This is a genomic window from Sphingosinicella xenopeptidilytica (assembly GCF_042676985.1).
Lineage (GTDB): Bacteria > Pseudomonadota > Alphaproteobacteria > Sphingomonadales > Sphingomonadaceae > Sphingosinicella > Sphingosinicella xenopeptidilytica.
Genome location: NZ_JBHTIK010000015.1, coordinates 232344 through 258308 on the forward strand (window position 1 = coordinate 232344; position 25965 = coordinate 258308).

Sequence of the window (25965 nt, forward strand, 5' to 3'; positions counted from 1 at the left end):
GCGGAAGGCTATCGTACCGCCATCGCCTGTTTGAAGATATTGCCGCGCTGCACGGCGGACGAGCCGCCGATGATCGGCATCAGCAGCGCGTCGCGCACATAACGCTCGGCATCGAAATCCTTCACGTAGCCGTAAGCGCCGAGGATCGTCTGGCATTCGAGCGCGGCGGCCTTCGCGACCTCGGTTGCGAACAGCTTCGCCATCGAGGTTTCCGACGAGCATGGCCGCCGCTGGTTGGCAAGCCACGCTGCGTGATAGAGCGTGAGCCGCGCGGCGTGAATCTGCGTCTGCATGTCGGCGAGCTTGTGCTGGATCGACTGGAACTCGCCGATCCTGCGGCCGAACTGGCGGCGTTCCTGCGCGTAAGCCCAGGCGTCGTCCAGCGCGGCACGGGCGATGCCGATGCCGATGGCGGCGACCTCCAGCTTCTCGACATCGAGCCCGGGGCCGACGAGCATCGGCCAGCCCTTGTTCCACGCCGCCTCGCCGCCGACGAGGTTCTCGATGGGCACCTCGACGTCGTCGAAGCTGACGTCGGTGGTGGCCGCGCCCTTCATGCCCATCGCCTCGATCTTGGTGATGGTGACGCCCTTCGCGGTCGGCGGTATCAGCACGAACGACAGGTTGCGGTGCCGCTCGCCCTCAGGCCCGGTGCGGACGAGCGTGTAGATATAATCGGCGATGCCGGCGCCCGAGCAGAAGCGCTTGGCGCCGTTCACGCGGATCACGTCCCCGTGCCGCTCGGCGCGCGTCTTGACGCTGGCGAGGTCGGCGCCGGCGTCGGGCTCGGTGAGGCCGTAGGCGAACAGCATGTCGCCGGTGACGATCTTCGGCAGGATTTCGCGCTTCTGCGCCTCCGTGCCGCACTCCTCGATGTTCATGCCCGCGTAGCAGGCCGCCATGATGTAGGGTACCGAAACGGCGAGGCTGCGCCGCGACAGCTCCTCGATCACCACCATCGTCGCGAAGATATCGCGGCCGACGCCACCGTATTCCTCGGGGATGGTGAGGCCCATGACGCCGAGGTCGGCGAGCTTTTTGAAGACGTCGCGCGGGAAGTGGTTGCGCGCGTCCCACTCGGCGACGGCGCTGCGCGGCATTTCCTTCTCGATGAAGCGGCCGAGCGCTTCGCGCAGCGACGCGACGATCTCGCCTTCGTCGAAGTTCACTTTCGCTGCCCGAAAACCGGCGCACGCTTCTCGGCAAAGGCGCGCACCGCCTCGGCGTGGTCCGGCGTGATGTTGGACAGCGCCTCGTAGGCGAGACTCGCGTCCATGATCTTGGTGGCGAGATCGCGCAGGCCGATGTTCACCGACATCTTGGTCCAGCGGATCGCTTTCGTGGCGCCGTTCGCGAGGCGGTCCGCGAACGCCGCCACCTTCGCATCGAGCTCGTCCGCCGGGACCGCGTGGTTGATGAGGCCCATGCGTGCCGCCTCCGCCGCCGTCATCAGGTCGCCGGTGAGGAGGTACTCCTTGGCACGCGCATAGCCGATGAGCTGCGGCCAGATCACCGCGCCGCCGTCCCCCGCCACGAAGCCGATGGAGACGTGCGGATCGCCGATCTTGGCGTGCTCGGCGGCGAAGATGACGTCGCAGAACAAGGCGATGGTGGCGCCGAGGCCCGTGGCGTGGCCGTTCAGCTTGGCGATGATCGGCTTCTCGCAGTCGATGAGGCCGAAGACGATCTGCTTCGCCTCGCGCACGGTCTGCTCGAAGCGCACGGGCTCGTCGATCGCCTCCTGCATCCACGCGACGTCGCCGCCCGCCGAGAACGCCCTCCCCGCCCCCGTCAGCACGACGATGTCGCTGTCCGGATCGTTCGAAATGTCGGTGAAGACGCGCGCCAGTTCGGTGTGCAGCACGGCGTCAGTGGCGTTCAGCTTCTCCGGCCGGTTGAGCGTGACTTCGAGCACGCGGCCACGCCGGTTAAACAGAATCGCCTGATAGTCGGAAAACAGCGTCATTTTCGAAAGCTCCTGCGGGATCAGGCGGCGCGGAGGCCGGAGAGCACGGTGTCGTTCGAAAGGCCGCGCTCGGCGAGCCAGTTCGAGATGATGCCCACGGCTTCCGTGAGGTGCGACTTGCCGTCGGCGCCGGTGAAATAATGGTTGGCGTGATCGATGGTGATCTTGACCTTGTCCTTCGAGCCCATCGCCGCGAACATCTTGTCGGTGTGTTCGGGCGGGCAGGCGTCGTCAGCGCCGGCGGTCATCACCATGCCGGGCACGGTGATGCGCGGGCCGGAATCGACGGAGTCGAACTGCGCGTAATCGTAGCTCCACTGCGACAGCCAGCCGCGCAGCGAGTTGAAGCGCGCGAGCGCGGCGGCGCTCTGGTTCACCACGCGCGGATCGCCCAGATACGTCCAGTTCGGGCGGCGCTGGTTCGGGTCGACGGTGGGGTCGATCCAGCGCGGATCGGCCATCGTGCGGTGGACGACGAAGCAGAATTCGCCGTGCGTGTCGCCCTTCGCCTTCAGCGATGCGAGCTTGGCCTTCGCCCATTCGCTGATCTTGCGGTTCCGTGCGATCTGCGCGGCGCGGTAGGTCGCGATAAAGTCCGCCGCATAGGGCGGCTGTGCGGGGTTCGCCGGATCGTAGAGATCGAGCGCCGGATCGCGCCTGTCTGGGTCCAGCTCGTCGAGTACCGAGGGATCGATCTGGCCGGTGAGCAGCTTGTGACGGCTGCGGTGCGAGGCGACGAGCATGAGGGCATCGCCGGGAATGAGCTTCGCGCCGGCGAGCGGCGTCTCCTCGCCTGAGGCCGTCAGCTGGACGACCGGCTTCTCGGCCTCCGCCTGATAGCCCGCCATCAGCGAGCCGCCGCCGCTCCAGCCGAGCAGCACGACCTTCTTGTAGCCGAGCCGTTCCTTCGCATCGCGCACGCAGGCGCCGAGATCGAGGACGACATTCTCCATCTCGAGCGCGGCGTCGCCGTTCGAATAGCGCGAGGCGCAGGCGATGATGTGGTGGCCGGCGCGGGCGAGCTGCGCGAACACCGGCAAATAGGCCGGGGCGCCGATCGGATGCATGACGATGAGCGCGGTGTCTGACGGATTCTCGCCGCGCATGAGCTGCGCCTGAAGCACGATGGCGTCGTCGATGGCGCCGTAGACATCCTTGCGGACCCGGTCCTCGCGGTGGACGATGAGGAAGGGCGTGCGCGTGTATTTGACGGGCTGCGACATATGGGTTCGCTCCTGATGGGCTAGACGGTCCTGCTGCCGCCGTATTCGGCGCGCAGCGCGGGCTTCGAGACCTTGCCGGTGACATTGCGCGGCAGTTCCTCGACGATGACGAGATGCTTGGGCTGCTTGTAACGCGCGAGGCGGCCGTCGCAGGACAGGCGCAGGTCCTCGAGTGTGAGCACGGTGCCGCTTTCCAGCACGGCGATGGCAAGGCCGACTTCACCCCACTTGTCGTCGGAAACGCCGATGACGGCGACCTCGCGAACGGCGGGGTGCAGGACCAACACCTGCTCGACCTCGGCCGGGAACACGTTCTCGCCGCCGGACTTGTACATGTCCTTCACGCGGTCGACGATGTAGAAGAAGCCTTCGTCGTCGCGCCACGCGACGTCGCCAGTCTTGTGCCAGCCGCCGGGGCGCTCGATCGCTGCGTCCTTGCCGTAGTAGCCGGGCGTGATCGAAGGCCCGCGCACCCAGATCTCGCCGGGTGTGCCATTCGGCACCGCATTGCCTTCCTCGTCGACGAGACGCACTTCGATGTGGATCGATTTCTGCCCGCAGGAGCCCGCGACGATCTTGTCCACGCGGTCCGGGTTCATCGAGGTGACGGTCGGGCCGGTTTCGGTGCCGCCGTACTGCGGGGTGAAGCGCCCGCCCTTCTCGGCATAAATATCGATGAGCTTCTGCGAGCAGCGCCCGCCGCCCGCGACGAGGCCGCGCGTGTGGCGGAGGTCCGCGCGCTGGAACGGCTCGCTGTCCGCGATCATCTGGAACATCAGCGGCACGAGCGTGATGTGGGTAACCCCGTTCGCGGGGTTCCCGACATACTCCGCCGCAATCGCGGGGTCGAAGCGCGCCGAGACCGTCACTTGCCCGCCGAAATAGAGGATGGGGTTGCTGAGGCTGTTGATGCCGCCAGCGTGGAAGAGCGGCAGCGGCGCGAAGACGTGGCTGTTCGGCTCGGCCACCGCGCAATACTGCACCTGGTTCAGCGCCTGCCACACCATGCCGCCCGCCGTGATGATCGCAGCCTTGGGCTTGCCGGTGGTGCCCGAGGTGAACAGCACCATCAGCGGCGCGTCGGGATCGATCTCGCCGTGCGGTTCGATACGGTTTTCGGGCGACAACAGCTGGTCAAGCTCCGCGCCCGGATTCCAGCGCAGCACGTGCGGAATGGCGAGGCGTTCCGCCACATCGCGCGCGACGCTTTCCCACTGCGGATCGGTGAGCATCAGCTTCGGCGACAGCTCGCGCACGAGTTCGGCAAGCTCCGGCGCGGTCAGCCGGAAGTTGAGCGGCACCCACACGAGGCCAGCGCGCGCGCAGGCGAACTGCATCTCGAAGTGACGAATGTCGCCGTCGGAAAGGTTGCAGATGCGGTCGCCGGGGTTGAGCCCGAGGCCATGCCGCAGCGCCCACGCGATCTGCCCCACACGCGCTTCCAGCTCCGCCCATGTTCGCGTCTCGCCGGTATCGTGGTTCATGAGCGCGATCGCGCCCGGCTGCGTTCGGGCATGATGCTCCACCCAGTCCGCCGCAGCGAATTTCCGTGTCAGACTATCCACCCCATCCTCACCCTTATCGCTCCGCTTTTATGGACGAGTACCTAACACTGCAAGTTTATGCCTGCAATCGCTGAGCCGCCTTTTGTGGAGCGAACCTGACAAAAAAGTTCGCTCCCGGCGGAAAGAGCCGCTAAATCGGCGGCGGGGCAAACAAACGCCGGGAGACAGTTACCGCATGGGCCGGCCAAAGCAGGCATTGATTTCGCGCCGCAAGACGCTGGAAGTGGCGCTTCGGATCATCGACGAGGAAGGCCTCGACGCGCTCAGCATCCGCCGCCTCGGCGACGAGCTGAACGTACGCGGCATCTCGCTCTATCACCATTTCAAGAGCAAGGAGCACATCCTTGTCGGCGTCTGCGAACTGGCGCTTTCGGATGTGCGGACGCCGAGCACGGCGAATGTCGACTGGCACGACTGGCTGACGCGGAACGCGACCGCCTATTACACGGCGCTGCGCGCGCACCCGAACCTGATCCCGATCCTGATGCGCCGCCATCCGCTGCGCATCGGGCTCGCCGAGCACAATGCGACCGCGGGTCTGCTCGCGGTGCAGGGTGTTCCGCCCGGCGCGATCATGGCGCTGCTCGACGGCACGGAGTCGCTCGCGCTCGGCTGCGCCGCCTATGAATCCGCGGTGGAGAGCGACAAGGGCGAGGACGACTGGTCCGCCGCCTATCCCTTCCTCTACCACGTCAGCCGCAACCGCGAACTTCCGCAGGCGCGCACGTTCGAGGTGATGGTGCGCGCGGTGGTCGATTCGATCATCGCGGAATACGAGCGTGCGAATGGTGGGAAAGCCGCGGCTCAGTCCGCGTAGCTGCCACGCTTGCCTTCGATGAAGGCTGTGCGCCCGGCTGAAGCTTCGCCGAGGATGTTGAGCTCGTAGGTGTAGCTCATCTCGGCGCGATACAGCGCCATCATTTCGTGCGCCTTCGTGGTGTTGCCGAGCGAGGTCTTGAGGCGGCGCATCGCCTGCGGGCTCTTGCTTGCGACACGCGACGCGACGGCGCGCGCTTCCGCCGCGACCGCTTCCGCTGTCTCGACGAGGCGGTAGATCGTGCCGAGCGCATGAAGCTCCTCGGCGAGCACTGGGTCCGCCGTCATCATCGCGGCGCGCACGCGCTTTTCCGGCATCAGTTTCAACGCTTGCACCGCGCCTGCGGTCGCGCCGTTGTCGATCTCCGCCATCACGAAGCGTGTGCCGCGCGATGCGACGATGATGTCCGCCGAGCCCGCGACGAGTGCGCCGACGCCGACGCAATAATTGTGGATGCCTGCGATCACCGGGACGGCGCATTGCAGCACGGCGAGGCTCAGCGTCATCGAGCCTGACGACTGGCCGAGGATGCCTTCGAAACCGGGCAGCGCCTCGACCTCCTTCACGTCCCCGCCGCCGCAGAACCCGCGCCCATCGGCGCGCAGAACGACGGTGCGCACCTCCGCCTCCCCCGCCACGCGGCCCAGCCGGACGGCGAGATCGTGGAGCAGCCCGATGCTGAACGCATTGACCGGTGGGCGATCGATGACGATCTCGAGGATGCCGTCCTCGTGCAACTCTTCCCTGAACATCGTCTCACTCCATCAGCTTCCGGGCGACGCCGGGGATTGCAGTTTCACGCAGGCACCGGCACCGGCGCAAGCGCCCGTGCCGCAAGATGCCCCTCGCGGATCGCGGTTTGCAGGTTGCGCCCGGCGAGAGCGTCGCCGATGCGCACGAAATTGACGCCGAGCGCTTCAAGCTCCGCCGCCAGCGCGTGCTGGCCGCCGCGGATCGGCACCCAGACAATCGTATCGGCGGCGAACGTCTCCACGCGCCCGCCGAACTGCGGCTGCACGTCGGCGCTCCCCGGACGCGCTGCGACGACCCGGCTGCCGACGCGCAGCGTGAAATCGCCGCGTGCGTAGAGGCGTTCGAGCGCGGATTGCGTACGCAGTGTCACGTCGATGAGCGGCGCGAACAGCTTGTGGCGCGTCACGAAGGTGACCGCGAGGCCCTGTTCGAGCAGATGCTCGGCGGCGGCGATCGCCTCGTAGTGGCCGTGCTCGTCGACGACGACCGCGCTCTTTCCCCAGTCCCGCCCGCGTTCACCGAAGAGATCGAGCGTCGAGACAAGACGCGTTCCCGGCGCGGGTTCGAGCGCGTCGGCGGGAGACTGCACCTGGCGCAGCGGCATGTCGAGATCGGCGCCGACGGCGAGGATCACCGTGTCGGCGCCCTCCTCAGCGATGTCGGCGGCATCGAGATAGGTCGACAGCCGCACGTCGACGCCGAGCCTGTACACCTCCTGCTCAAGCCAACCCGCGATGTCGCCGATCGTGCCCATGCGCGGCGCCGGACGGTAGACGTTGGTGAGGCCGCCAAGCGTCGGCATCGCCTCAGCGAGCGTGACCTTGTGCCCCGCCGTGGCAGCGATGCGCGCGGCTTCGAGCCCACCGGGACCACCGCCGACGATGAGTACGCGCTGCAGCCGTTCGGCGGGCGTGATCCTGCGTTCGGCGAGCCGGCCCTCCTCCCCTGCCGCCGTGTTGACGACGCAGCCGAGCCTGCCGAATGTCGCAGCGCGGCCGATGCAGCCCTGATTGCAGGCGATGCACGGGCGTACGCGCTCGGGGTGCCCGGCGGCGGATTTCGCGACAATCTCGGGATCGGCGATGTGCGCGCGCACCATCGAGATCAGATCGGCCTCGCCCTCGCGCAGCACCTGCTCGACCTCTTCGAGCGTGCGGAAACGCCCGTTGAGCAGTCTCGGCAGGCCGAAATCGGCGACCGGAGGCGCCGTGTAGGGAATCTGGAAACCCGTGGGCGCGTCCATGCCGCCCACCTGCCGCTGGAGCGCATAGTAATCGCCCCACGACATGTTGACGTAGTCGATCAACCCCTCGTCGCGGAGCCGTGCGGCGACCGTCGCCACGTCCGCCATCGCGAGGATACGCGGATCGGCGCTGTCGCTGAGCCGCACGCCGACGGCAAAGCCCGGCGACACGGCATCGCGCACCGCGCCGAGCACCTCGCGCAGCAGGCGCATCCGGCCTTCGAGGTCGCCGCCGTATTCGTCCTCGCGTTGGTTGTGGACGGGCGAGAGGAACTGCGCGAGCAGGTAGCCGTGCCCGCCGTGTATCTCGACACCGTCGAGCCCGCCCACCTCGCAGCGGCGCGCGGCGGCGGCATAGGCCGTGATGATTTCGGCAATCTGGCGTCGGGTGAGCGGGCGCGGCGCGATGCCGGCGATGTGGCTGGGCACCGTACCCGGCGCGAGCGGCGGCGCACCATCCGGCTGCGGATAGATGTGGCCGCCGTGCCAGAGCTGCTGGAACACGCGCATCCCCGTGGGCGCCATCGCGGCGGCGAGCGCGCGGTAGCCATCAATGATCGAATCGTCGAGATTGGCGAGCGACAGCACCGACGAGGGATGCACCCCCGCCGCCTCCAGAATGGTGAGGCCGACCCCGCCTTCGGCACGCGCAAGGTGATAGGCGATGAGTTCGGGCGTGATGCCACCGCCGCGCGCCATCATCGTGGCGTGCGCGGTGCGGGCGATGCGATTCTTCACTTCGACACCGCCGATGGCGATCGGGCTCAGCGCGCGCTGGTACATGCCATCCCTCCCCGTCGTTTACATTTATATCTAACATCGTTAGCTATTCAACGGTCGCGAAGACAAATCAAGAGGAATGGGGATGGCAGTGGCGACACGCGGTGTGTTGGACGGGCTCAGGATTCTGGAAATCGGACACTTCGTGGCGGCACCGTTCGCAACGCGCCTGCTCGCCGACCTCGGCGCCGATGTCATCAAGGTGGAACCGCTCGCGGGAGACCCTGCCCGGCAATGGGGCGAGCAGGTGGACGGGCATTCGCTCTGGTGGTCCATCCACGGCCGCAACAAGCGCGTGATCTCGCTCGATCTCAAGCACCCGCGTGCCCGTGATATCGTGCTCGGGCTTGTCCGCCACACCGATGCGCTGATCGAGAATTTCCGGCCCGGCCAGCTCGCGAAGCTCGGCCTCGGCGCCGACGTGCTGCGCGGCGCCCGCCCCGATCTCGTGATCGCGCATATCTCCGGCTATGGCCAGACCGGCCCCTACCGCGACCGCGCCGCGTTCGGCGTGATCGGCGAGGCGATCGGCGGTCTCCGCCACCTCACCGACCATCCGCCCGGCACCAGCGACCTGCCGCCAGTGCGTGTCGGCGTCAGCGTCGGGGATTCGGTTTCGGGGCTCTATGCGGTGATCGGCGTGCTCGGCGCGCTCTGGCAGCGCGACCGCGCGAAGGGCGACGGCAAGGGGCGAACCATCGACGTGGCGCTCACCGAAAGCATCCTCAGCCTCATGGAAGGAATGCTCCCCGAATACGGCGCCCTCGGCAAGGTGAAGCAGCCCGCAGGCGGCGGCATCGCCACCGCCGCGCCCACAAACGCCTACCCCACCGCAGACGGCGCATGGATCCTCATAGCCGCCAATTCGGAGCCGCTGTTCGCCCGGCTGATGCAGCTCATCGGGCGCCCCGAGCTGATCGGCGTGCCGGAATACGCGGGCAATCAGCAACGCGTCGCCAATGTCGCTGCGCTCGATGCGCTGATCGGCGCGTGGACGCGCACGTATCCGGTGGATGCGCTCGTGCAGATGCTGGAGGATGCCGACATCCCCAGCTCCAAGGTCTACACTGCAGCCGATATCGCCGCCGATCCGCAGTATCGGGCGCGCGGCATGGTGCGGGATATCGTGGACCCGAATTTCGCTGCGCCGGTGCTGCATACGGGCGTCGTGCCGCACGTTGTGGAAGCCCCCGGCGGCGTGCGCTGGGCGGGGCCGGCTGTCGGCGCACATACCGACGCAGTGCTTGGCGAACTGCTTGGGCTCGATCCCGCCGCGCTTGCGGAATTATACGCCGAACGTGTGATCGGCTGATCAGGAAAGCGAACCGGGCGGACCCGAAGGCCCGCCCGTCGCGATCTTAGAACTGGTACCCGAGCCGGACACCGTAGACGCGGGGCTCATCCGCCGCGCGGCGATCGGCCTGCACCGCGGCGGACACGTTGCGGAAGCGCACCTCGTCCGTCAGGTTACGTGCCCACGCCGTCACCGAAATCCGGTCGCCCGGGAAATTGTAGGTAAGGTTCGCGTTGATGACGAGGTGCTCTTTTTCCTCGAGACGGTTGCCCACGTCCCAATAGAACGAGGTCGAGTAATAAGCGTTCGCGGACGGCACGATGCTGGCGCCGTTCCCGAGTTCATGGCGGTAGCTGACCGCCGCGTTGAACGTGAATTCCGGCGAGCGCACGTTTTTGTTGCCGGTCACGTCGCGGATCACCGACTGGTTGCGCCCGTCCCCGCCCAAAACCGGGATGAAGATCTGCGCGTTCGGGAACTTGGAGAATTCCGCGTCGAGATACGAAGCTGACAGGCGCACATCGAGCCCCTGCGACGGACGCAGCGCGAATTCGACATCGAAGCCCTTCGTTTCCACCTCTGCCGCGTTCGCCACCAGGATCAGGTTGGTCGCAGGATTGAGCGCCTGCACCTGAAGATCCTTGATGTCGTAGCGGAACGCCGAAACGTTGAGCGTTGCGAGCGCCCCGAGGCGCGTCTTCACGCCGATCTCGTACGCATCCACGGTTTCAGGATCGACGGCGACGGTGGAGAGGCCGTTCGCGTTGAACGTGCCGCTCTTGAAGCCCTGCGAGAAGCTGGCATAGGCCATGAAATCCCGGCTCGGGTGATAGGCGAGCACGACGCGCGGCGTCACGGAATCCCAGGATTTGTTCGCGTTGTTGACCGCCGGATTGCCGTTGATCTGCCCGTCGTAATGCTTCTTTTCGTAGCTGTAGCGGAGGCCGCCGGTGATCTCGAAATCGCCGAGCGCGTAGGTGGCATCCGCGAAAGCCGCGAGGGCTTCCGTCACCTGCTGCGCGGTGATGACCGTCGTTGCCGTTGCCGATTGCACGCGCAGCGGATCGTACTTTGCTTCCTGACGCAGATAGAAACCGCCGAGCACCCACGTGAATGGGCCATCGCCGCTGGAATTCAGCTGCAGTTCCTGCGTGAAGTTGGTGCCGCTCTCGGTATTGCCGATCTGGCTGAGCAGCGCGGGCGTTGTATCGGAATCGTAGTTGATGGATTCGGTGTAGAACCAGCGATGTGCCGTGGTCGATGTGAGGCTGACCGCACCCAGATCCCACTTGATCCGCGCCGACAGGCCTTCCTGCTCCGCAAGATAGCGGACATCGCCATTGCCGATGAAATCATACGGGCCGGACGGCAGCAGGCCGCCGGGCAAATAGCCCTGATAGCCGCTGATCGGCTGGACGAGGATCGGGCTCGCATCATCCGTGCGCATCAGGTCGCCCGAGATGGTGATCGACAGGTTTTCAGAGGCATTGAACAGCGCCGCACCGCGCAGCGTCCAGCGCTCGCTTTCACCGATCTTGCCGCCTGCGAAGCTGTTGGTGAACCACGGATCGTGGCTGTCGTAGTTGCCCGCGAGCGAGACCGCGAACTGATCGCTGATCGGCCCGGTGATGAAGCCCTGCGCGGAGACGGCATTGTAGTTGCCGTAGCCGAGCTGGAAGCGCCCTTCCGGATTGAACTGGGGCTGGCGCGTCGTGATGATGATCGCGCCGGTGTTGGCGTTGCGACCGAACAGTGTGCCTTGCGGGCCCTTCAGCACCTCGACCGACTGCACGTTCGCAAGCTCGTAGAGCTGGCCGTTCACGGTCGGCATGTAGACGCCGTCGATGTAGGTCGCCGCGCTGCCCTGCTCACCGAGGTTGGTGACCGTGGAGCCGACACCGCGAATGAACGGCTGCACATAGCCGCCGCTTTCCGTGATCGTCATGCCGGTCACTGCCTGCGCGAGATCGTGCGTGGAGGTGATGCCCTGCTCTTCCATCTGCTTCGAGGTGATGGCGGTGACGGCGATCGGCACGTCCTGCAGGCGCTGCTCGCGGCGCTGCGCGGTGACGATGATCTCCTCGACCTGCGCGGTCTCCGCCGCCTCCTGTGCGGAAGCCGCGGACACGCCGAGGCCTGCGACAAGCGCAACCGCAGCCGTCGACACATAGAAACAGGATTTCTTCATGGATTTTTCTCCCCACACCAATCGTTATTTGCAGCGGATCGCTGAGCGATTCCTTGGCTTTTGCAGCGCCTCATGGGGACGCTTTGAAATTTAAACTAATGGTGCTTTGTTTTTGTGTCAATCAAACTTGTGTAATTGCAAATTACGCGCAGATTTTCGTTTTATATCGCTGTACGATAGAGTGATAAAACGCGGTTTACACCGCGTTCAGGCAGCGTCCACTGCGGCCATGCGCGCGTGGAATGCGCGGCGGGAACGGAGCGCGACAGGGATGATGATCGCAGCCATCACGGCCTCGACAATCACCACCGCGACACCAAGCCCGCGCGCGCCCGAAAGCGAGTCGCTGAGGAGCCCGACGGCTGTGGGCCCAATCCCCAGTCCGCACAGCGTGTAGGTCATCATGTTGAACGAGGCCGCCACACCGCGAAACCGGTCGGGCGTCAGCATCTGCATTCCCACGTAAAGCGATGGCAGCACCAGCGTGGAATTGAAGATGAACAGCACCAGCGCCAGCGTGGCAAGCGGCACGCCGGGTGCCGCGACAAGGCCAGCCGCCGTCGTCAGCGAAATCACAGCGCCGAGGGCCATAACGAGCAGCGGCGCGCCCGGAACGCCGCGCGCGCGCAGCCGATCCAGCAGCACGCCGCCCGCGATCGTGCCCATCGGTCCCGCGACGATCCCGATAATGCCGATGAGCTGTCCCGCCTCCGCCGTCGTGAACCCCTGGAGACGCACGAGCAGGCTCGCCGACCAGCTGGTGAGCGCATAGCCCGTTGTCGCCGTGCAGCTGCCGACGACGAGGAACGGCGCATACGCCCGCATATTCCCGAGCAGGTAGCCGACACCTTCGCGAAGGCTGGCGAGTTGCCCGCGCCAGGCGGACTCAACGGCGTGCGCGCGCGGCGGCTCGCGCATCCACAGGAATAAGAGGAGCACGGGGATGGCGGCGACACCCGCAACGAAAAACAAGGCCTGCCACGGAACGAGCGGATCGAGCCCCGGCAGCGCAAGCCCGCCTGCCGCCTGCACCCCGGCAAGCACCGCGCCGCCGCCAAGGAATGCGAATCCGTAGCCGAAGTTCGCGCCGAGCCCGAAGATCGCCGTGCCGCGCGCGAGCTGCGCCGGCGGGAAATAGGCGGCGAGAAGCGACATGCCGGCGGGCACCAGGCACGCCTCCCCCAGCCCCACGAGAATGCGCGCGGCGAACAGGGTTTCGAAGGACGTGGCGAAAGCCGCGCCCACCGTCGCCATGCTCCAGAGCGCGAGGCCGAGCATGATGAGATTGCGGCGATTGACGACATCGGCGACGCAGCCGAGCGGCACGGCGAACCCGCAATAGAGAATAGCGAAACCCGTACCTTGCAGCAGCCCGAGCTGCGTGTCTGAAAGCTCCATCGCCGCGCGCACCGGCTCGGTGACGAGCACCATGATGAAGCGGTCGATGACGGCGATGGTGTGCGCCGCGCAGAGCACTGCCGCGACATACCATTTGTGGGCGCCGCTGCGGTGCGCGAAGTCGCCGGCGGCGGCCACGCTCGCCATGCTCAGCGCGGCTCCGGCTTCATCGCGCCCATGTCGAAATAGTCCCGCCAGTGCGTGATGAGGCCGTTTTCGACCTCGAACGTGCCCATTACGGGAATGGTGATGCGGTCCGTGCCGCGCACGAAGCGATCGATGCGCTCGGTAAGCACGACATTGCCCTTGGCGACGATGTTGAGGACGATCCATTCTGCGGAATCGACCGGCCATGACGCGAGATAGGCGCGCACAGCCTCCCGACCCGTGACCGGCTTCAGCGGCATGTTGTGATAGACGATCCCGTCCGCCATCAGGCCATAGATCGCGTCCTCGTCGAGCCGGTTCCACGCATCGACAAAGGTCAGCACCGTCTCTTCGGCGGTCATCACCTTCTCCCGCAGATCGTTATACGTGCGTCTGTCCGCGCACTTGTTTTCCTAACATTGATAGATATTGTTAGGCAGGAAGCTGCGCGAGGGCAAGCGCGAAAGGGAGAAAGCATGGCCGACACGTCTGAGGCGATCCGCATAATCACCGAAAAGGCGGCCATCACCGACGTGCTGCATCGCTATTGCCGCGCCGTCGATCGCCGCGACGCCGATCTGCTGCGCCGCGTCTATTGGCCGGACGCGATCGACGACCACGCCGTGTTCAAGGGAAACGTCGAGGAGTTCATCGCCTACAGCTTCCCGTTCCTTGAAGGCGTGATGACGCAGCACACGATCACCAACATCATGATCGACCTGACAGGGCCGGATGAGGCGTTCTCCGAATGCTACTTCTCCGGCTTTCACGATTTACCGGCAAAGGACGGCGAACGGCTGGAGCGCACCGTCGGCGGACGCTACCTCGACCTCCACGAGCGTCGCGGCGATGAATGGCGCATCAAGAGCCGCACGCTCGCGATCGATTGGTACAACGAGCGCCCCGGCAATTCAGTGTGGGACAGTGGCCGCTACGCGAACCTCCCCCACCGCGGCGGCGCGAAACCCGATGACCCGCTCTACCGCCTGCACCCGTGGGGCACGAAGCTCTAGGCGCCGTGCGTCGCCGTGGGCGAAGCCGTGCGCTCCGGGCTGTCGATCGCACACTCGCGGGTAATGAGATCGTAAGCGAAGACGAGCTTCGTCCAGCCGCTGACGATCGTTGCGAAAAAGCCCAGCTCAAGGATTTCCGCATCGGAGAAATACGCCGCGAGCCGAGCGTAAAGCGTCGGCGTGAGCAGTGGGTCGGCGTTGCGGATCACGAACAGTTCGGCGAGCGCGAGCACGGCCTGCTCCTGCGCGCTGAACAGCGGGCTCGATGCATCGCCCATGGCGTCGATCTGCGCCTGTGACCAGCCGGCGGCGAGCGCGGCGGGGACGTTGTGCGCATTGCAGACGAAACAGCCATTGGTGAGCGAGAGCTTCAGACGCACCAGCTCCTTCCACTTGCGATCGACGACCATGTCGCCGCCAGCATTGTCGAAGAGCGCGCCGTAGAAATTCGCCTGATACCAGCGATAGAGCGCCGGGTGATGGCCGAACACTTCGAGACGCACGCCGTCCCCGGCGACATCGATGCTCGCCTCGCGGAGCGCGCGCAGATCGTCCGGTAAGGCTTCGGGCGCGACGCGGCCCAGCAATGGATTCGGCACAACCTACCTCCCACACCTGCTTTTTTCGCAATTTATACAATCATCGTTAGATAATGAACCTCAAAAAACAACACCAGCCTTTGAACAGCGTTGCAAAGACGTCGAGAATATCGTTATCTATCGATGTAAGCCGGAAAATGGGCGCCATGGGGAGATGGGAATGTCAGCCAGCGCAGCGACGATCGACGCCGACTTCGATGTCAATTTCGCCGATCCCGCCTTCCTTGCCGATCCGTGGACGCCGCTCACGCGCCTTCAAGAGGAAGCGCCGGTGTTCTTCAGCCGCAACCAGGGCGGCTGGGTGATCTCCCGCCACGAGGACGTGCGCGCCTGCTATGCCGACCGCCGGCTTTCGGCGGCGCGCGGCGACCAGTTCTTCCGGGGTATGCCGCCCGAGATCCTAGCGCAGACCGAGGCGGTGCGCGCCTTCAACCGCTACAACGTCAACCGCATGGACGGCCGCGACCACACGCGCGTCCGCGCGCTCCTGCTGCGGGCGTTCGACGCTGGCGCAATCCGCAAGGTCGAACAGTTCATCGGCGAGGTCGTCGAAGACGTGCTCGACGAATGCGGGCGGCTCGGCAAATTCGAATTCCTTGAAACCGTGAGCGCGGTGCTGCCGACCCGCGTGATGCAGCGCCTGTTCGGGTTGCCCGACGAATATCGTCCGTTGTTGTTCAATCTCGCCAGCCAATTCACATCGGCGAGTTCCGCGGCCGCCGTCACGCCGGAGCTGCTGATCCAGCTCGACAAGGCGATCCGCGCCATCAACGCCGTGTTCGATACGTTCATTCCGCTCCGCGAAAAGGAACCGGGCGATGATCTCATCTCGATGATGGTCCATGCCCGCGACGGACTGAACAAGCTGAGCCACGAAGAGATGCTCTACAATCTCGTCGGTCTCGTCGTCGCCGGGGCGGAAACCACCGCCCATTCGCTCGCCACGCAGACCGCGCGCATCGCCCGCGACCCCGCGCTCACGCAGCGGCTGCGCGACGATCCCGACTGCGCCTTCGCGCTCACCACCGAACTGCTCCGCTATCCGGGCACGGTGAAGTGCATGACGCGCTATGCGGCCGAGGATATTGAGCTGCGCGGTCAGAAGATCGCCAAGGGCGATCTCATCTGGATCATGAACGCTGGCGCCAATGTCGACACGCGCGTTTTCAGCGACCCGTTCACGACGATCATCGACCGCCCCAACGCACGCGATTCAATGGCGTTCGGACCGGGGCTCCATTTCTGCATCGGGCACCTGCTGGCGCGCACCGAGCTTGCCGAATTCCTGAAGCGCGCCTTCCGCCGCTTCGACATCGCGATCCTGCAGGACGATGTCGAAATGCTCTCCAGCTACATTTTCTACGGCTTCCGCAGCCTCGACGTCCGCTTCACAGCGCGCTGATCCATGACACGACTTTCGGGAAAGGTCGCGCTCGTCACCGGCGGCGCACGGGGCATCGGGCGCGCGATCGTCGAGCGTTTCGCGGCGGAAGGCGCGCACGTGATGATCGCCGACATCGTGGAGGATGAAGGCCGCGCGCTTGCCGCAGCACTACCCGATGCGATGTTCCACACGCTCGATGTCTCGAAGAGCGCGGACTGGGATGCGGCAATCACGGCGCTACAGGCGCGGTTCGGGCCGCTCGGCGTGCTCGTCAACAATGCCGGAACCAGCATGAGCGGCTCGATCGCCGACGCCCCGGAGGCGGACTGGCACCGGATCATGGACATCAATGCGCTCGGCGCCTTCCTCGGCTGCCAGCGCGCGGTGCACGCGATGGGCGTGCACGGCGGCTCCATCATCAACGTCGCATCGAGCCGGGGCCAGCGCCCGTCGTCCGGGCAAGCGATCTATTCGGCTTCCAAGGCGGCCGTGCTCAGCCTGACGCGCAGCGTCGCGCTCCACTGCGGCGAAAACGGCCTGCCGATCCGCTGCAACGCGCTCTGCCCCGGCGTCATCGAAACGCCGCTGCTGCGCCAGCACATGGCGAGCCTCGGCGATGAAGCTGCCGCGCGCGTCCAGCTCGGCGCGATGCAGGTGATGAACCGCATCGGACAGCCCGAGGAGATCGCCGCCGCCGCCCTGTTCCTCGCCTCCGACGAGGCGAGCTTCGTGACCGGCGCCGAACTCAACGCCGACGGTGGCTTCCGCATCCGCGACTAGCGCGCGAAGAGCGCCTTCAGGCCTTCGATGCTGGCCCTGTAGAACGCTTCGATGCGCTCGCCGAGCGCGTCCGGCGACACGCGAAAATCGCGCGCTTCGGAAGACCAGGCGATCCGCGTGCCACCGCCCGGCAGCGCCGTGAGCCGGATGTATCCGCGCACGTCCGCCGCAGGCAGGCCGTGCGGTTCCAGAATATCGTATGCAATCTCGTAGCGACTGGCATCGAGATCGACGAGCCGTTCGCGCACGGTGCGCTCGCCGAGCGTGAGGGTGCGCACCGCGCCGATCCCCTGCCCTTCGATCCCGCACGCATCGACACCGGCAATCCAGCGTTCGACACCATCGAAGCGCGCAATCTCGGGCCAGAGCCTGTCGACGGGCGCGTCGAGTTTCGCGCGAACCTCGGCGTAGCGACGGCGCGCGCCCGCGAGCATTTCCAGCACGTCGACGAGGTCATCCGGCATCGACAGGAACGGCGAATGACCCGAATCGATCTCCACCACATCGATATCCGGGTGCGCGGCGATCATCGCGCGCTGCACGCCGACACCGATCGCGGCGTCCTTCAGGCAGACGATATAGGTCTTGGGAACACCCGCGAACGCAGCGCCGAGCGCCACGGGCGTCGTCAGATAATCCGTATCGGTCGGGCAGAGCGCGGCCACCGCGCGCCGCGCAACGTCCGGCGCGCAATCGGCATAGAACAGGTCGTGCGCGCGCTCGGGGCGCACACCCGCCCATTCGCCGCCATCGTAAAGAAAACTCCCTTCGCTCCCGCGAAAATCCTCGAAGCGGCTGAAATCCGCGCCGGACTCGCCATCGACCGGCAGCAGCGCCGTCAGATAGACGAGCCGCCGGATCGCACCCGGCGCCTGTTCGGCAGCGCCCGAGATGGAAAGCCCGCCGAGCGAGTGCCCCACAAGGATGACCGACTCGCCCGCAGCCTCGACCGCTTCGACGGTCGCGGCGATGCCTTCGGCAAGCCCCGCGCGTGGAACGCCATGCCCATGCCCCGGAAGCGCAACGGCATCGACGCTGTGTCCGCGTGCGCGTAGCCGTGCGGCGACCCCGTTCCAACAGTCGGGGCCATGGCAGCCGCCGTGGACGAGAACGAAGGCCGCCAAGTCAGGCGGCCTTCAAGCGGCGTCCCGGCGTGAAGGTGATCGGCAGCGTCTTCAGCGCACGCGCCTCGCTCGGCGTGTATTCGGGGCGGAAGTCGTCCGGCACGCTGAAATCGGGAACGCGCGCGAGCATGGTCTTGAGGCAGGTTTCCAGCATCACGCGCGCATAGTGACGTCCGATGCAGACATGCCCGCCCGAACCGAACGTCATGTGATCGCGCGCATCGCGATCGATGATGCATTTGTCCGGTTCCGGAAACTTCGCGGGGTCGCGGTTCGCCGCACCGTTCAGCGCCAGCACGAAATCGCCGGGTTCGAGCGGACCGCCATCAAGCTCTGTCGGCTGCGTCACCGTGCGGCGCAGCGCCGTGATCGGCGTCGTGAAGCGCAGGAACTCCTCGATAGCGACCGGCCACGGCACCTCTCCCGAGGTCAGCCGCGCCTTGTCCGCCGGGTTCCGGGCGAGATGGAACAGCGAACCGCTCATCGCCGAACTCGTCGAATCGAGCGCGCCGAACAGCGTCAGCAGCAGCACCTGATAGCCTTCGACGTCAGTGAGTTTGCGCCCGTCGAACTCCTCCTCGATCAGGCACTGCACGAGGTCGTCCTTGCGCGGCGCGGTGCGGCGTGCGGTGCATATGGCGGTGAGGTACTCGGCGATCTCGCCGTAGCGCTGCACCCAACCGTCGTGATCGACCATGCGGTTGTGAACCATCCACAAAAGCTTGTCGCCGATCATCCGGCGGTCTTCCATCGGCACGCCGAGCACGGGGAGCATCGTCATCGCAAGGAAAGGCCGCGTGAGTTCATTGACCGCATCGGCTGATCCGCGTTCGATGAAATCATCGATCAGCGTATCGGCGACGTTCTGCACGCGCACCCGATCCGCATCCGCGGCTTCCTGCGTGAAGAAGCGGTTGAGCACGCGGCGCCAGCGCGTGTGCTGCGGCGGATCGAGATCGACCGGAAGCAGGCGCACGAGCTGGTCGGGAAGCCCCGAGCCCTCGGCCGAGCTGAACGTCCGGAAATCCGAGAACACCCGCTTCACGCCGTCATAGCTCGTCGGGAAATAAAAGCCGCCAAGCTGGTCCGAATGGCCAAGCGGGCATTTGCCGGAGCGCAGCTTCGTGTAGAGCGAATACGGGTCCTGCATGATCTGCGGGTCGTGGTGATTGAAATGCGTTTCGGTGACGTTGGAACGCGTCATGGTCGAACCCTCCCGCTTGTATGCCCTATCTCTGACTGCGCGGCGTCAGCACGGTGATACCGTCCATCTCCGCCGTGATCCTGATCTGGCAGCCGAGCCGGCTGCGATCATCCACATCGACGCCGAACTCCAGCATGTCGCGCTCGTCGTCGGTGATCGTGCCGGTGATTGCCTGCCATTCGGCGGGAATGAAGACGTGGCATGTCGCGCACGCACACGCGCCGCCGCACTCGCCCTCGATCGCGGCGACACCGTTCTTCACGGCGGCTTCCATGAGTGAAACGCCGGGCTCAGCGTTCACTTCGTGCTCGGCCCCACCATGCTCAACGTAAATGATCCTGACCATCGATCGCCTCTTGCCTCATGCGCGAGAACGGCGGCACCCCGCGATGCCGCCGCACTCATATCAACCCACCTGCGCGCGCGTCACCGCGTCTTGACGCTGAACGTGACGCCGAACGTGCGCGGCGGCGCGAGGAACTGGATATCGCCAAGCGCCTGCTCCGTCCGGTTCAGATAATAATCCTTGTCGAACAGGTTGCGCGCCCAGAGCTTCACGCCGAACTTTTCGCTCGTCGATGTCCAGCCGAGCGACGCATTGACAACGGTGTAGCCGGGGATCGCGAGCCGGTTCGCCGCCGACACATACACTTTGTCGCGGAACGACAGCGTACCGTTCAGGTTGAACGTGCCGACATCCGTCGGCATCGCATAGTCGAGCGCCACGTTGCCGCTCACCTTCGGCGCGTAGATGAGATCATTGCCCGTGGCATCGATCGTTGTCTGCGGCCCATCGAGCGGCGATGGCGGCGTGTAGGTCGCATCGGGGAAGTCGGTGTACTCGCTGTCGAGAACGCCGAGTCCGCCCGAAAGCGTCAGTTCGTTGGTCACGCGCCAGGCCGCGTCGATATCGATGCCCTTCACTTCCGCCTTGGCCGCGTTCGTCGTCAGCACCGCGCCGCCGCCGGTGATGTTGAAGACCTGAATGTCCTTATACTTGTAGAAGAACGCCGCGATGTTGAAGCGCACGCGCCGATCGAAAAGCTGGGTCTTCAGGCCCGCTTCGAACGCATCAAGGATTTCCGGATTGTAGCCGGGCGTATTCGCGTTGATCATGTTGAAGCCGCCGCTCTTGATGCCGCGGTTGTATGAAAGATAGCCGAGGATGTCGTCCGAGAAGTCGTGATCGAGCGCCACGCGCCAGGTCAGCTTCTTGAAATTCTGTTTCTGCCGGGTGAGGTCTTCAGGCAAAACGACGACACCGTCGCCGACGATGCTACCCTTGGTCTTCTGATCTTCCGTCGTATAGCGCAGGCCGAACGTCAGGCCGGTGCTCTCCGTCAGGGGAATCGTCGCCTGACCGTATGCTGACAGCGATTCGGTGTTCTGCGATCCGTAGAGATCGAGCGTGGTGAACGGCGCCGCGCCGAACCCCTCAATCCTGAGCGGCGTATAGGCATAGTCGGCGTTGAAGTAGTAAGCGCCGAGCAGCCAGTCGATCGCGGAGCCGCTGGGCGCCAGCAGCTGGAACTCCTGAGACCAGCTCTCGGCGAACTGGTTGATGTCCGCCCGCACGATCGGCGTGGGCGTCGCATCCTGATCGAGATGGAAGTCCCCGTCGACGTGACGGTAGCCGGTGAGGCTGACGAAACGCGCGAAATCGAAATCATGATCAATGCGCAGCGAGCCGCCGTAGACTTCGTTGTCGCCCGTGTTCTTCCAGTCCGTGTTGGTCTTGCGCTTGCCGGGCCACGAGGTCACGCCGTCAACACCGATCACGCCCTCGGCGAGCTGGTAATCGGTCCCTGTCGACTTCAGGCGGCTGTAGTCCGCGCTGAGGCGGATTTCCGTCCGCTCGCCCGCCGTCCAGAGAATCTTCGAGCGCAGGCCGAGTTCGTTGCGCTTGAAGATGTCCGCATCGCGGTTGATGTCGTGTCCGTAGCCGTCGCCGTTTCGGGCGTAGACGACCGAAAGGTCGGCCGCGAGGTTGGCGCCGAGCCCGGTGGTCGCATAGGCCGACGCCTCGATCGTGTCGTACTTGCCGTAGCCGATGTCACCCTGGAACAGCGGTTCCGTTTCGGGATCGCGCGTCACGATCTGGATGACGCCCCCGGTCGCGTTGCGGCCGAACAGCGTGCCCTGTGGTCCCTTCAGCACCTCGATCCGCTCGATGTTGTTGTAGCGGAAGATGTTGCCGGTCACGGACGGGATGTAGATGCCGTCGATATAGGTCGCGACCGAGGCCTCGTCGTTCGGGTTCGACTGGTTCGAACCGACGCCGCGCAGGAACGGCGTGATCGACACGCCGTTCTGGGTGAGCGTCAGGTTCGGCACCGCGACTTCCAGCGACAACGAGTCCGCGATGCCGCGCGCGGCCAGCGCCTCTGCCGTCACCGCACTCACCGCGATCGGCACCTGCTGCAGCGACTCGGACTGGCGCTGCGCCGTAACGACGATCTCGGTCAATGCCAGTGAATCGGATGCGGACTGTTCGGTTGCCGTTTGCGCATGGCTCCCACCCGCGAGGCAGAGTGCCATCGCCGTGCAGCCGACAAAAATATGCTTATGCTTCATCGATCCCTCCCCCGCGAAAACCTGTGTTGCCCATCTGTATATCGTGCAGATGAATCGTACGTTGTTAGGCTAATTAGCAACAGTTTGAAGACTACGCAATCCGCAGATTGAAACAGTGCAAGGTTTCTTCGAACGGTGCGTCGCAAGCGTTACACTTCCGCCGATTATGCCGCGCTGCAGCAAATCGGCGAGCGTGCACCCCGCGAAAGTGCGAGTTTCAGAAAGCTTCAAAAACGGGACGACTTCTTGTGGGAACAACAAAACATTGTTAGGCTGATCGCTCAAGGCTCCATTCGAGGTGAGCCGATCGAGACACAAAGGGGAGGTCATGAGTTCGCACGAAACCGTGCTGGACCGCGTGCGGCGCGGTCGTTTCCTGATCGGGGACACGTGGCGGGAGCCCGCCGGGCGCCGCATGTTCGACATCGTGACGCCCTCCGACGAGACGGTGTTCGCCAGCGTGCCCTGCGCCGCGGCCGAGGATATCGATGCCGCCGTCGCTGCAGCGCGGCACGCATTCGACGAGGGGCCGTGGCCGCGCACGAGCCCGGTCGAGCGCGCCGCATATCTCACGCGCATCGCCGACGCGCTCGAGGCGAACAGCGACATCTTCGGCAATATCTGGACGCACGAGGTCGGCGGTCTTGTCGGTCACGCCGGGCACATGGTCGCCGTCTCGGCGGGCATCTTCCGCGATTACGCGCGGCTCGCCTCCGAATTTCCCTTCATCGAACGGCACACGCCGACCGCGGGCGGCAACGTTGGCCTGCTGATCCATGAGCCGGTCGGCGTCGTCGGGGCGATCATTCCGTGGAACGGCCCGATATTGATGCTCGCCTCGAAGCTCGCCCCGGCGCTGCTCGCGGGCTGCACCGTGGTCGTGAAGATGTCCCCTGAAGCACCGCTCGAAGCGGTCCTGCTCAGCGAGATCTGTCAGGAAATCGGCTTGCCGCCCGGCGTCGTCAACGTGTTGATGGCGGACCGCGAAGAATCGGAGCTGCTCGTGCGCCATGAAGGCGTCGACAAGATCAGCTTCACGGGATCGAGCGCGGTCGGCCAGCACGTCGCCTCGATCTGCGGTGCCCGCATGGCGCGCGCGACGCTGGAGCTTGGCGGCAAATCCGCCGCGGTCGTGCTCGATGATGCGTCGATCGAAAGCGTCGTTCAGGCGGTCGCGCCGCAAGTGAGCATGATGGGAATGCAGTTTTGCTCGGCGCTGAGCCGCGTCGTCGTCCCCCGCCACCGCCACGATCAGGTCGTTGAGGGGCTTGCCGCCGCACTCGGCACCGTGCGCGTCGGCGATCCGTTCGATCCGGCAACCGAGATGGGCCCGATGTCGATGCGCCGCCAGCTTGCGCGCGTTGAAGATTTCATCGCCAGCGGCAAGGCCGAGGGGCTGACGCTCGCCACCGGCGGCGGCCGCCCCGCGGGCCTCAACAGCGGCTTCTACATTGAACCGACCGTGTTCGGCGATGCGCCGCCCACCGCCCGCGTGGCGCGCGAGGAAATCTTCGGTCCGGTGATCACCGTGATCCCCGCGCGCGACGAAGAGGATGCCATCGCCATCGCCAACGCCACCGAATTCGGCCTCAACAATTCGGTGTTCACGGCAGACCCGGAACGCTTCATGCAGGTCGCACGCCGCCTGCGCTCGGGCACCGTGGGCCACAACGCGTTCCGCAGCGATTTCGGCATCGCGTTCGGCGGCTTCAAGCGCTCGGGCATCGGGCGCGAGGGCGGCCGCGCCGGGCTGATGCCGTATCTCGAAAGCAAAACCGTGATCATGGACGAGGAACCGGCGGTTCTATAGCCGCCACCTTGGGGAGTCTTGGGGGACCTATGAAATCGCTGTTCGGCGCGCTCGGCGCGGCACTGGCAATCCTGACTTCGGGCTGCGGCGGACCGGGCGGCACGCCCCCTGCCCCGGCCGAATGGCCCTATCACGGCGGCGACCAGCAGGAGCAGCGCTACAGCCCGCTCGATGCGATCAACCGCGACACGGTCGGCCGTCTCGGCCTCGCCTGGTATCACGAGTTCGAAAGTGATCGCGGGCAGGAAGCGACCCCGATCGTTTCTGACGGTGTCATCTACGTCAGCACCGGCTGGGCCGAAATTTACGCCTTCGACGCCGAGACCGGAAAGCAGCTCTGGCGCTACGATCCGGAGGTGCCCCGTTCGGCGCTGGTCAGCGCCTGCTGCGACGCGGTCAATCGCGGCGTCGCCGTCTCGGGCGGCAAGGTGTTCGTCGGCACGCTCGACGGGCGGCTGGTCGCGGTCGACGCGAAGACGGGCAAGCTGGCGTGGTCGGTGAACACGCTCGAAGGCCAGCCGAAGGCGATGCGCTACACGATCACCGGCGCGCCGCGCGTGGTGAAGGACAAGATCGTCATCGGCAACGGCGGCGCCGAAATGGGCGTACGCGGCTTCGTCTCCGCCTTCGAGGCGGCAACCGGCAAGCTCGCATGGCGCTTCTACCTGACGCCGAACCCGGAAGGAAAAGCCGACGGCGCCGCATCGGATGACGTCCTGCAGGCGAAAGCTGCCGCCACATGGGGCGACGGTGACTGGAAGGAAAGCGGCGGCGGCGGCACCGCATGGGATTCGATGATGTACGATCCCGAGGCGAACCTCCTCTACATCGGCTCGGGCAACGGCAGCCCATTCGACTGGAATCGCCGCTCCGGCGGCAAGGGCGACAACCTGTTCCTGTCCTCGATCGTCGCGGTCGATCCCGATACGGGCCGCTATGCGTGGCACTACCAGACGACGCCGCAGGACGCGTGGGACTACACCGCCACGCAGCAGATCATGACGGCGAAGCTCACCATCGGGGGCAAGCCGCGCGATGTCGTGATGCAGGCACCGAAGAACGGCTTCTTCTACATCCTCGACAAGCGCACGGGCGAGCTGATCTCGGCGAAACCCTTTGCCCCCGTCACATGGGCGAAGGGTGTCGACATGAAGACGGGGCGCCCGATCTTCGCCGAAAACGTGCACTACAAGGACGCGCCTGCCGTGATCCAGCCGGGCCCGTTCGGCGCGCACTCGTGGCACGCGATGTCGTTCAGCCCGCGCACCGGCCTCGTCTACATTCCCGTGCAGCTGATGATCGGCGAATACGAGCGCGATCCCGCTTTCAAGCGGCGCCCGATGGGCCAGAACGTTGCGCTCGCCATGAAGGAATTCCCCGAAGACCAGCTCGATGCTATCCGCAAGGTGACGAAGGGTCAGCTCCTCGCCTGGGATCCGGTCGCGCAGAAGGCGCGCTGGTCGGTCGAGCATCCGTGGTTCCTGAACGGCGGCACGCTCGCCACGGCGGGCGATCTCGTCTTCCAGGGCAATGCCGAGGGCACGTTCGTTGCCTATGACGCGGCGACCGGCAAGCGGCTGTGGAGCTTCAACACCGAGCACGGCATCATCGCCGCGCCCGTCTCCTACAGCCTGAACGGCGAGCAGTACGTCACGGTGATGGTCGGCATCGGCGGCGCCGGTTCGCTGATTGGCAAGCTGGTGCCGAACCGGCCAAGAATGCCGGGCCGTCTGATGGTCTTCAAGCTCGGCGGCACGGCGAAGGCCGCGCCCTATGAAGCGCTCTACCGCGAACGGCTCGACCTCGAAGGCGTCACCTCGGCGGGCGATGCGGACGCGGGCATGGCCGAATACAACAAGACCTGCGGCGTCTGCCACGGCGCCAACGCCTCGGTCGCCTACACCGCCGATCTTCGCCGATCGGGCGCCCTCGTGGACGCGGACCTCTGGAAGGACATCGTGATCGACGGCGTTCTCGCCGATAACGGCATGGTCGGCTTCAAGAGCATCCTGACGCCGCAGGAAGCCGAGAACATCCGCGCCTATGTGCTTCGGCAGGCGCGCAAGGACGTTCCGAACGGGCAATAAGAGGCGCACCGTTCAA

The 25965-nt window shown here is 65.6% G+C and carries 21 protein-coding genes; 7 read left to right on the plus strand and 14 right to left on the minus strand.

Features of this window, described 5'->3' with window-relative positions; translation table 11 throughout:
* Window positions 1–8 precede the first annotated feature (8 nt).
* From ACFQ00_RS17880 to ACFQ00_RS17895, 4 genes are read right to left on the minus strand one after another with little or no spacing between them, the layout of a single operon-like run.
* On the minus strand, window positions 9–1169 hold the full coding sequence (locus ACFQ00_RS17880; protein WP_381494093.1) for an acyl-CoA dehydrogenase family protein: 1161 nt from the start codon (window positions 1167–1169) through the stop codon (window positions 9–11).
* A complete protein-coding gene (locus ACFQ00_RS17885; protein ID WP_381494096.1) occupies window positions 1166–1966 on the minus strand; it encodes an enoyl-CoA hydratase-related protein in 801 nt (266 codons plus the stop codon). The genes ACFQ00_RS17880 and ACFQ00_RS17885 overlap by 4 nt, the downstream gene beginning before the upstream one ends.
* Before the next feature lie 20 nt (window positions 1967–1986).
* Window positions 1987–3189, minus strand: a complete 1203-nt coding sequence (locus ACFQ00_RS17890; protein WP_381494098.1) for an alpha/beta hydrolase — start codon at window positions 3187–3189, stop codon at window positions 1987–1989.
* Between the two features lie 20 nt (window positions 3190–3209).
* Entirely contained in the window at window positions 3210–4754 is a 1545-nt protein-coding gene (locus tag ACFQ00_RS17895; protein ID WP_381494101.1) for a class I adenylate-forming enzyme family protein, read from the minus strand.
* A gap of 175 nt (window positions 4755–4929) precedes the next feature.
* Here ACFQ00_RS17895 and ACFQ00_RS17900 point away from each other — a divergent pair, with 175 nt between their 5' ends.
* Window positions 4930–5571 carry a TetR/AcrR family transcriptional regulator gene (locus ACFQ00_RS17900; protein WP_374593039.1) on the plus strand — a complete coding sequence of 214 codons (642 nt, stop codon included), beginning with the start codon at window positions 4930–4932 and terminating at the stop codon, window positions 5569–5571.
* On the opposite strand, the gene ACFQ00_RS17905 is transcribed toward ACFQ00_RS17900, so the two are convergent.
* Window positions 5559–6323: an enoyl-CoA hydratase-related protein gene (locus ACFQ00_RS17905; protein WP_381494105.1), complete on the minus strand. Its 765-nt coding sequence runs from the start codon at window positions 6321–6323 to the stop codon at window positions 5559–5561. The genes ACFQ00_RS17900 and ACFQ00_RS17905 overlap by 13 nt on opposite strands.
* A gap of 44 nt (window positions 6324–6367) precedes the next feature.
* Entirely contained in the window at window positions 6368–8350 is a 1983-nt protein-coding gene (locus ACFQ00_RS17910) for an oxidoreductase (RefSeq protein WP_381494107.1), read from the minus strand.
* Between the two features lie 82 nt (window positions 8351–8432).
* Between ACFQ00_RS17910 and ACFQ00_RS17915 the strand changes: the two genes are divergently transcribed.
* On the plus strand, window positions 8433–9659 hold the full coding sequence (locus ACFQ00_RS17915; RefSeq protein ID WP_381494110.1) for a CaiB/BaiF CoA transferase family protein: 1227 nt from the start codon (window positions 8433–8435) through the stop codon (window positions 9657–9659).
* 46 nt (window positions 9660–9705) lie between these two features.
* Here the strand turns inward: ACFQ00_RS17915 and ACFQ00_RS17920 are convergent, their stop codons facing one another.
* From ACFQ00_RS17920 to ACFQ00_RS17930, 3 genes are all read right to left on the minus strand, one after another.
* Window positions 9706–11829 carry a TonB-dependent receptor gene (locus ACFQ00_RS17920; protein ID WP_381494113.1) on the minus strand — a complete coding sequence of 708 codons (2124 nt, stop codon included), beginning with the start codon at window positions 11827–11829 and terminating at the stop codon, window positions 9706–9708.
* Between the two features lie 207 nt (window positions 11830–12036).
* The gene (locus tag ACFQ00_RS17925) at window positions 12037–13374 is read right to left on the minus strand and encodes an MFS transporter (RefSeq protein ID WP_381494116.1); all 1338 of its coding nucleotides are present in this window, start codon (window positions 13372–13374) and stop codon (window positions 12037–12039) included.
* Window positions 13375–13376: 2 nt separating this feature from the next.
* A complete protein-coding gene (locus tag ACFQ00_RS17930) occupies window positions 13377–13736 on the minus strand; it encodes a limonene-1,2-epoxide hydrolase family protein (protein WP_381494120.1) in 360 nt (119 codons plus the stop codon).
* Between the two features lie 114 nt (window positions 13737–13850).
* On the opposite strand from ACFQ00_RS17930, the gene ACFQ00_RS17935 reads away from it, so the two are divergent.
* Entirely contained in the window at window positions 13851–14387 is a 537-nt protein-coding gene (locus tag ACFQ00_RS17935; protein WP_381494123.1) for a nuclear transport factor 2 family protein, read from the plus strand.
* On the opposite strand, the gene ACFQ00_RS17940 is transcribed toward ACFQ00_RS17935, so the two are convergent.
* Complete coding sequence (locus tag ACFQ00_RS17940; RefSeq protein ID WP_381494126.1) at window positions 14384–14986, minus strand: carboxymuconolactone decarboxylase family protein; 603 nt, start codon at window positions 14984–14986, stop codon at window positions 14384–14386. The two genes, ACFQ00_RS17935 and ACFQ00_RS17940, sit on opposite strands and share 4 nt — an antisense overlap.
* Window positions 14987–15146: 160 nt before the next feature.
* On the opposite strand from ACFQ00_RS17940, the gene ACFQ00_RS17945 reads away from it, so the two are divergent.
* Both ACFQ00_RS17945 and ACFQ00_RS17950 read left to right on the plus strand, forming a co-directional pair.
* Window positions 15147–16388, plus strand: a complete 1242-nt coding sequence (locus tag ACFQ00_RS17945; protein ID WP_381494129.1) for a cytochrome P450 — start codon at window positions 15147–15149, stop codon at window positions 16386–16388.
* A 3-nt stretch (window positions 16389–16391) separates the two neighbouring features.
* Complete coding sequence (locus tag ACFQ00_RS17950) at window positions 16392–17150, plus strand: SDR family NAD(P)-dependent oxidoreductase (protein WP_381494132.1); 759 nt, start codon at window positions 16392–16394, stop codon at window positions 17148–17150.
* On the opposite strand, the gene ACFQ00_RS17955 is transcribed toward ACFQ00_RS17950, so the two are convergent.
* From ACFQ00_RS17955 to ACFQ00_RS17970, 4 genes are all read right to left on the minus strand, one after another.
* On the minus strand, window positions 17147–18274 hold the full coding sequence (locus tag ACFQ00_RS17955) for an alpha/beta fold hydrolase (protein WP_381494135.1): 1128 nt from the start codon (window positions 18272–18274) through the stop codon (window positions 17147–17149). The two genes, ACFQ00_RS17950 and ACFQ00_RS17955, sit on opposite strands and share 4 nt — an antisense overlap.
* A gap of 1 nt (window position 18275) precedes the next feature.
* A complete protein-coding gene (locus tag ACFQ00_RS17960; protein ID WP_381494138.1) occupies window positions 18276–19478 on the minus strand; it encodes a cytochrome P450 in 1203 nt (400 codons plus the stop codon).
* A gap of 25 nt (window positions 19479–19503) precedes the next feature.
* Window positions 19504–19824: a 2Fe-2S iron-sulfur cluster-binding protein gene (locus ACFQ00_RS17965; protein WP_381494141.1), complete on the minus strand. Its 321-nt coding sequence runs from the start codon at window positions 19822–19824 to the stop codon at window positions 19504–19506.
* 80 nt (window positions 19825–19904) lie between these two features.
* Window positions 19905–22052 carry a TonB-dependent receptor gene (locus tag ACFQ00_RS17970; protein WP_381494144.1) on the minus strand — a complete coding sequence of 716 codons (2148 nt, stop codon included), beginning with the start codon at window positions 22050–22052 and terminating at the stop codon, window positions 19905–19907.
* 328 nt (window positions 22053–22380) lie between these two features.
* Between ACFQ00_RS17970 and ACFQ00_RS17975 the strand changes: the two genes are divergently transcribed.
* Window positions 22381–23862, plus strand: coding sequence for an aldehyde dehydrogenase (locus tag ACFQ00_RS17975; protein ID WP_381494147.1), 1482 nt, complete (start codon window positions 22381–22383; stop codon window positions 23860–23862).
* A 29-nt stretch (window positions 23863–23891) separates the two neighbouring features.
* A complete protein-coding gene (locus ACFQ00_RS17980) occupies window positions 23892–25949 on the plus strand; it encodes a PQQ-dependent dehydrogenase, methanol/ethanol family (RefSeq protein WP_381494150.1) in 2058 nt (685 codons plus the stop codon).
* Window positions 25950–25965: the final 16 nt, after the last annotated feature.

Bases quoted from the DNA above. Each gene is read 5' to 3' on its own strand.
- ACFQ00_RS17890 (WP_381494098.1), bottom strand. From the start codon at position 3,189: ATGTCGCAGCCCGTCAAATACACGCGCACGCCCTTCCTCATCGTCCAC.
- ACFQ00_RS17980 (WP_381494150.1), top strand. From the start codon at position 23,892: ATGAAATCGCTGTTCGGCGCGCTCGGCGCGGCACTGGCAATCCTGACT.
- ACFQ00_RS17935 (WP_381494123.1), top strand. From the start codon at position 13,851: ATGGCCGACACGTCTGAGGCGATCCGCATAATCACCGAAAAGGCGGCC.
- ACFQ00_RS17900 (WP_374593039.1), top strand. From the start codon at position 4,930: ATGGGCCGGCCAAAGCAGGCATTGATTTCGCGCCGCAAGACGCTGGAA.
- ACFQ00_RS17960 (WP_381494138.1), bottom strand. From the start codon at position 19,478: ATGACGCGTTCCAACGTCACCGAAACGCATTTCAATCACCACGACCCG.
- ACFQ00_RS17945 (WP_381494129.1), top strand. From the start codon at position 15,147: ATGTCAGCCAGCGCAGCGACGATCGACGCCGACTTCGATGTCAATTTC.
- ACFQ00_RS17905 (WP_381494105.1), bottom strand. From the start codon at position 6,323: ATGTTCAGGGAAGAGTTGCACGAGGACGGCATCCTCGAGATCGTCATC.
- ACFQ00_RS17885 (WP_381494096.1), bottom strand. From the start codon at position 1,966: ATGACGCTGTTTTCCGACTATCAGGCGATTCTGTTTAACCGGCGTGGC.
- ACFQ00_RS17975 (WP_381494147.1), top strand. From the start codon at position 22,381: ATGAGTTCGCACGAAACCGTGCTGGACCGCGTGCGGCGCGGTCGTTTC.
- ACFQ00_RS17925 (WP_381494116.1), bottom strand. From the start codon at position 13,374: ATGGCGAGCGTGGCCGCCGCCGGCGACTTCGCGCACCGCAGCGGCGCC.
- ACFQ00_RS17910 (WP_381494107.1), bottom strand. From the start codon at position 8,350: ATGTACCAGCGCGCGCTGAGCCCGATCGCCATCGGCGGTGTCGAAGTG.
- ACFQ00_RS17965 (WP_381494141.1), bottom strand. From the start codon at position 19,824: ATGGTCAGGATCATTTACGTTGAGCATGGTGGGGCCGAGCACGAAGTG.
- ACFQ00_RS17915 (WP_381494110.1), top strand. From the start codon at position 8,433: ATGGCAGTGGCGACACGCGGTGTGTTGGACGGGCTCAGGATTCTGGAA.
- ACFQ00_RS17920 (WP_381494113.1), bottom strand. From the start codon at position 11,829: ATGAAGAAATCCTGTTTCTATGTGTCGACGGCTGCGGTTGCGCTTGTC.
- ACFQ00_RS17930 (WP_381494120.1), bottom strand. From the start codon at position 13,736: ATGACCGCCGAAGAGACGGTGCTGACCTTTGTCGATGCGTGGAACCGG.
- ACFQ00_RS17970 (WP_381494144.1), bottom strand. From the start codon at position 22,052: ATGAAGCATAAGCATATTTTTGTCGGCTGCACGGCGATGGCACTCTGC.
- ACFQ00_RS17950 (WP_381494132.1), top strand. From the start codon at position 16,392: ATGACACGACTTTCGGGAAAGGTCGCGCTCGTCACCGGCGGCGCACGG.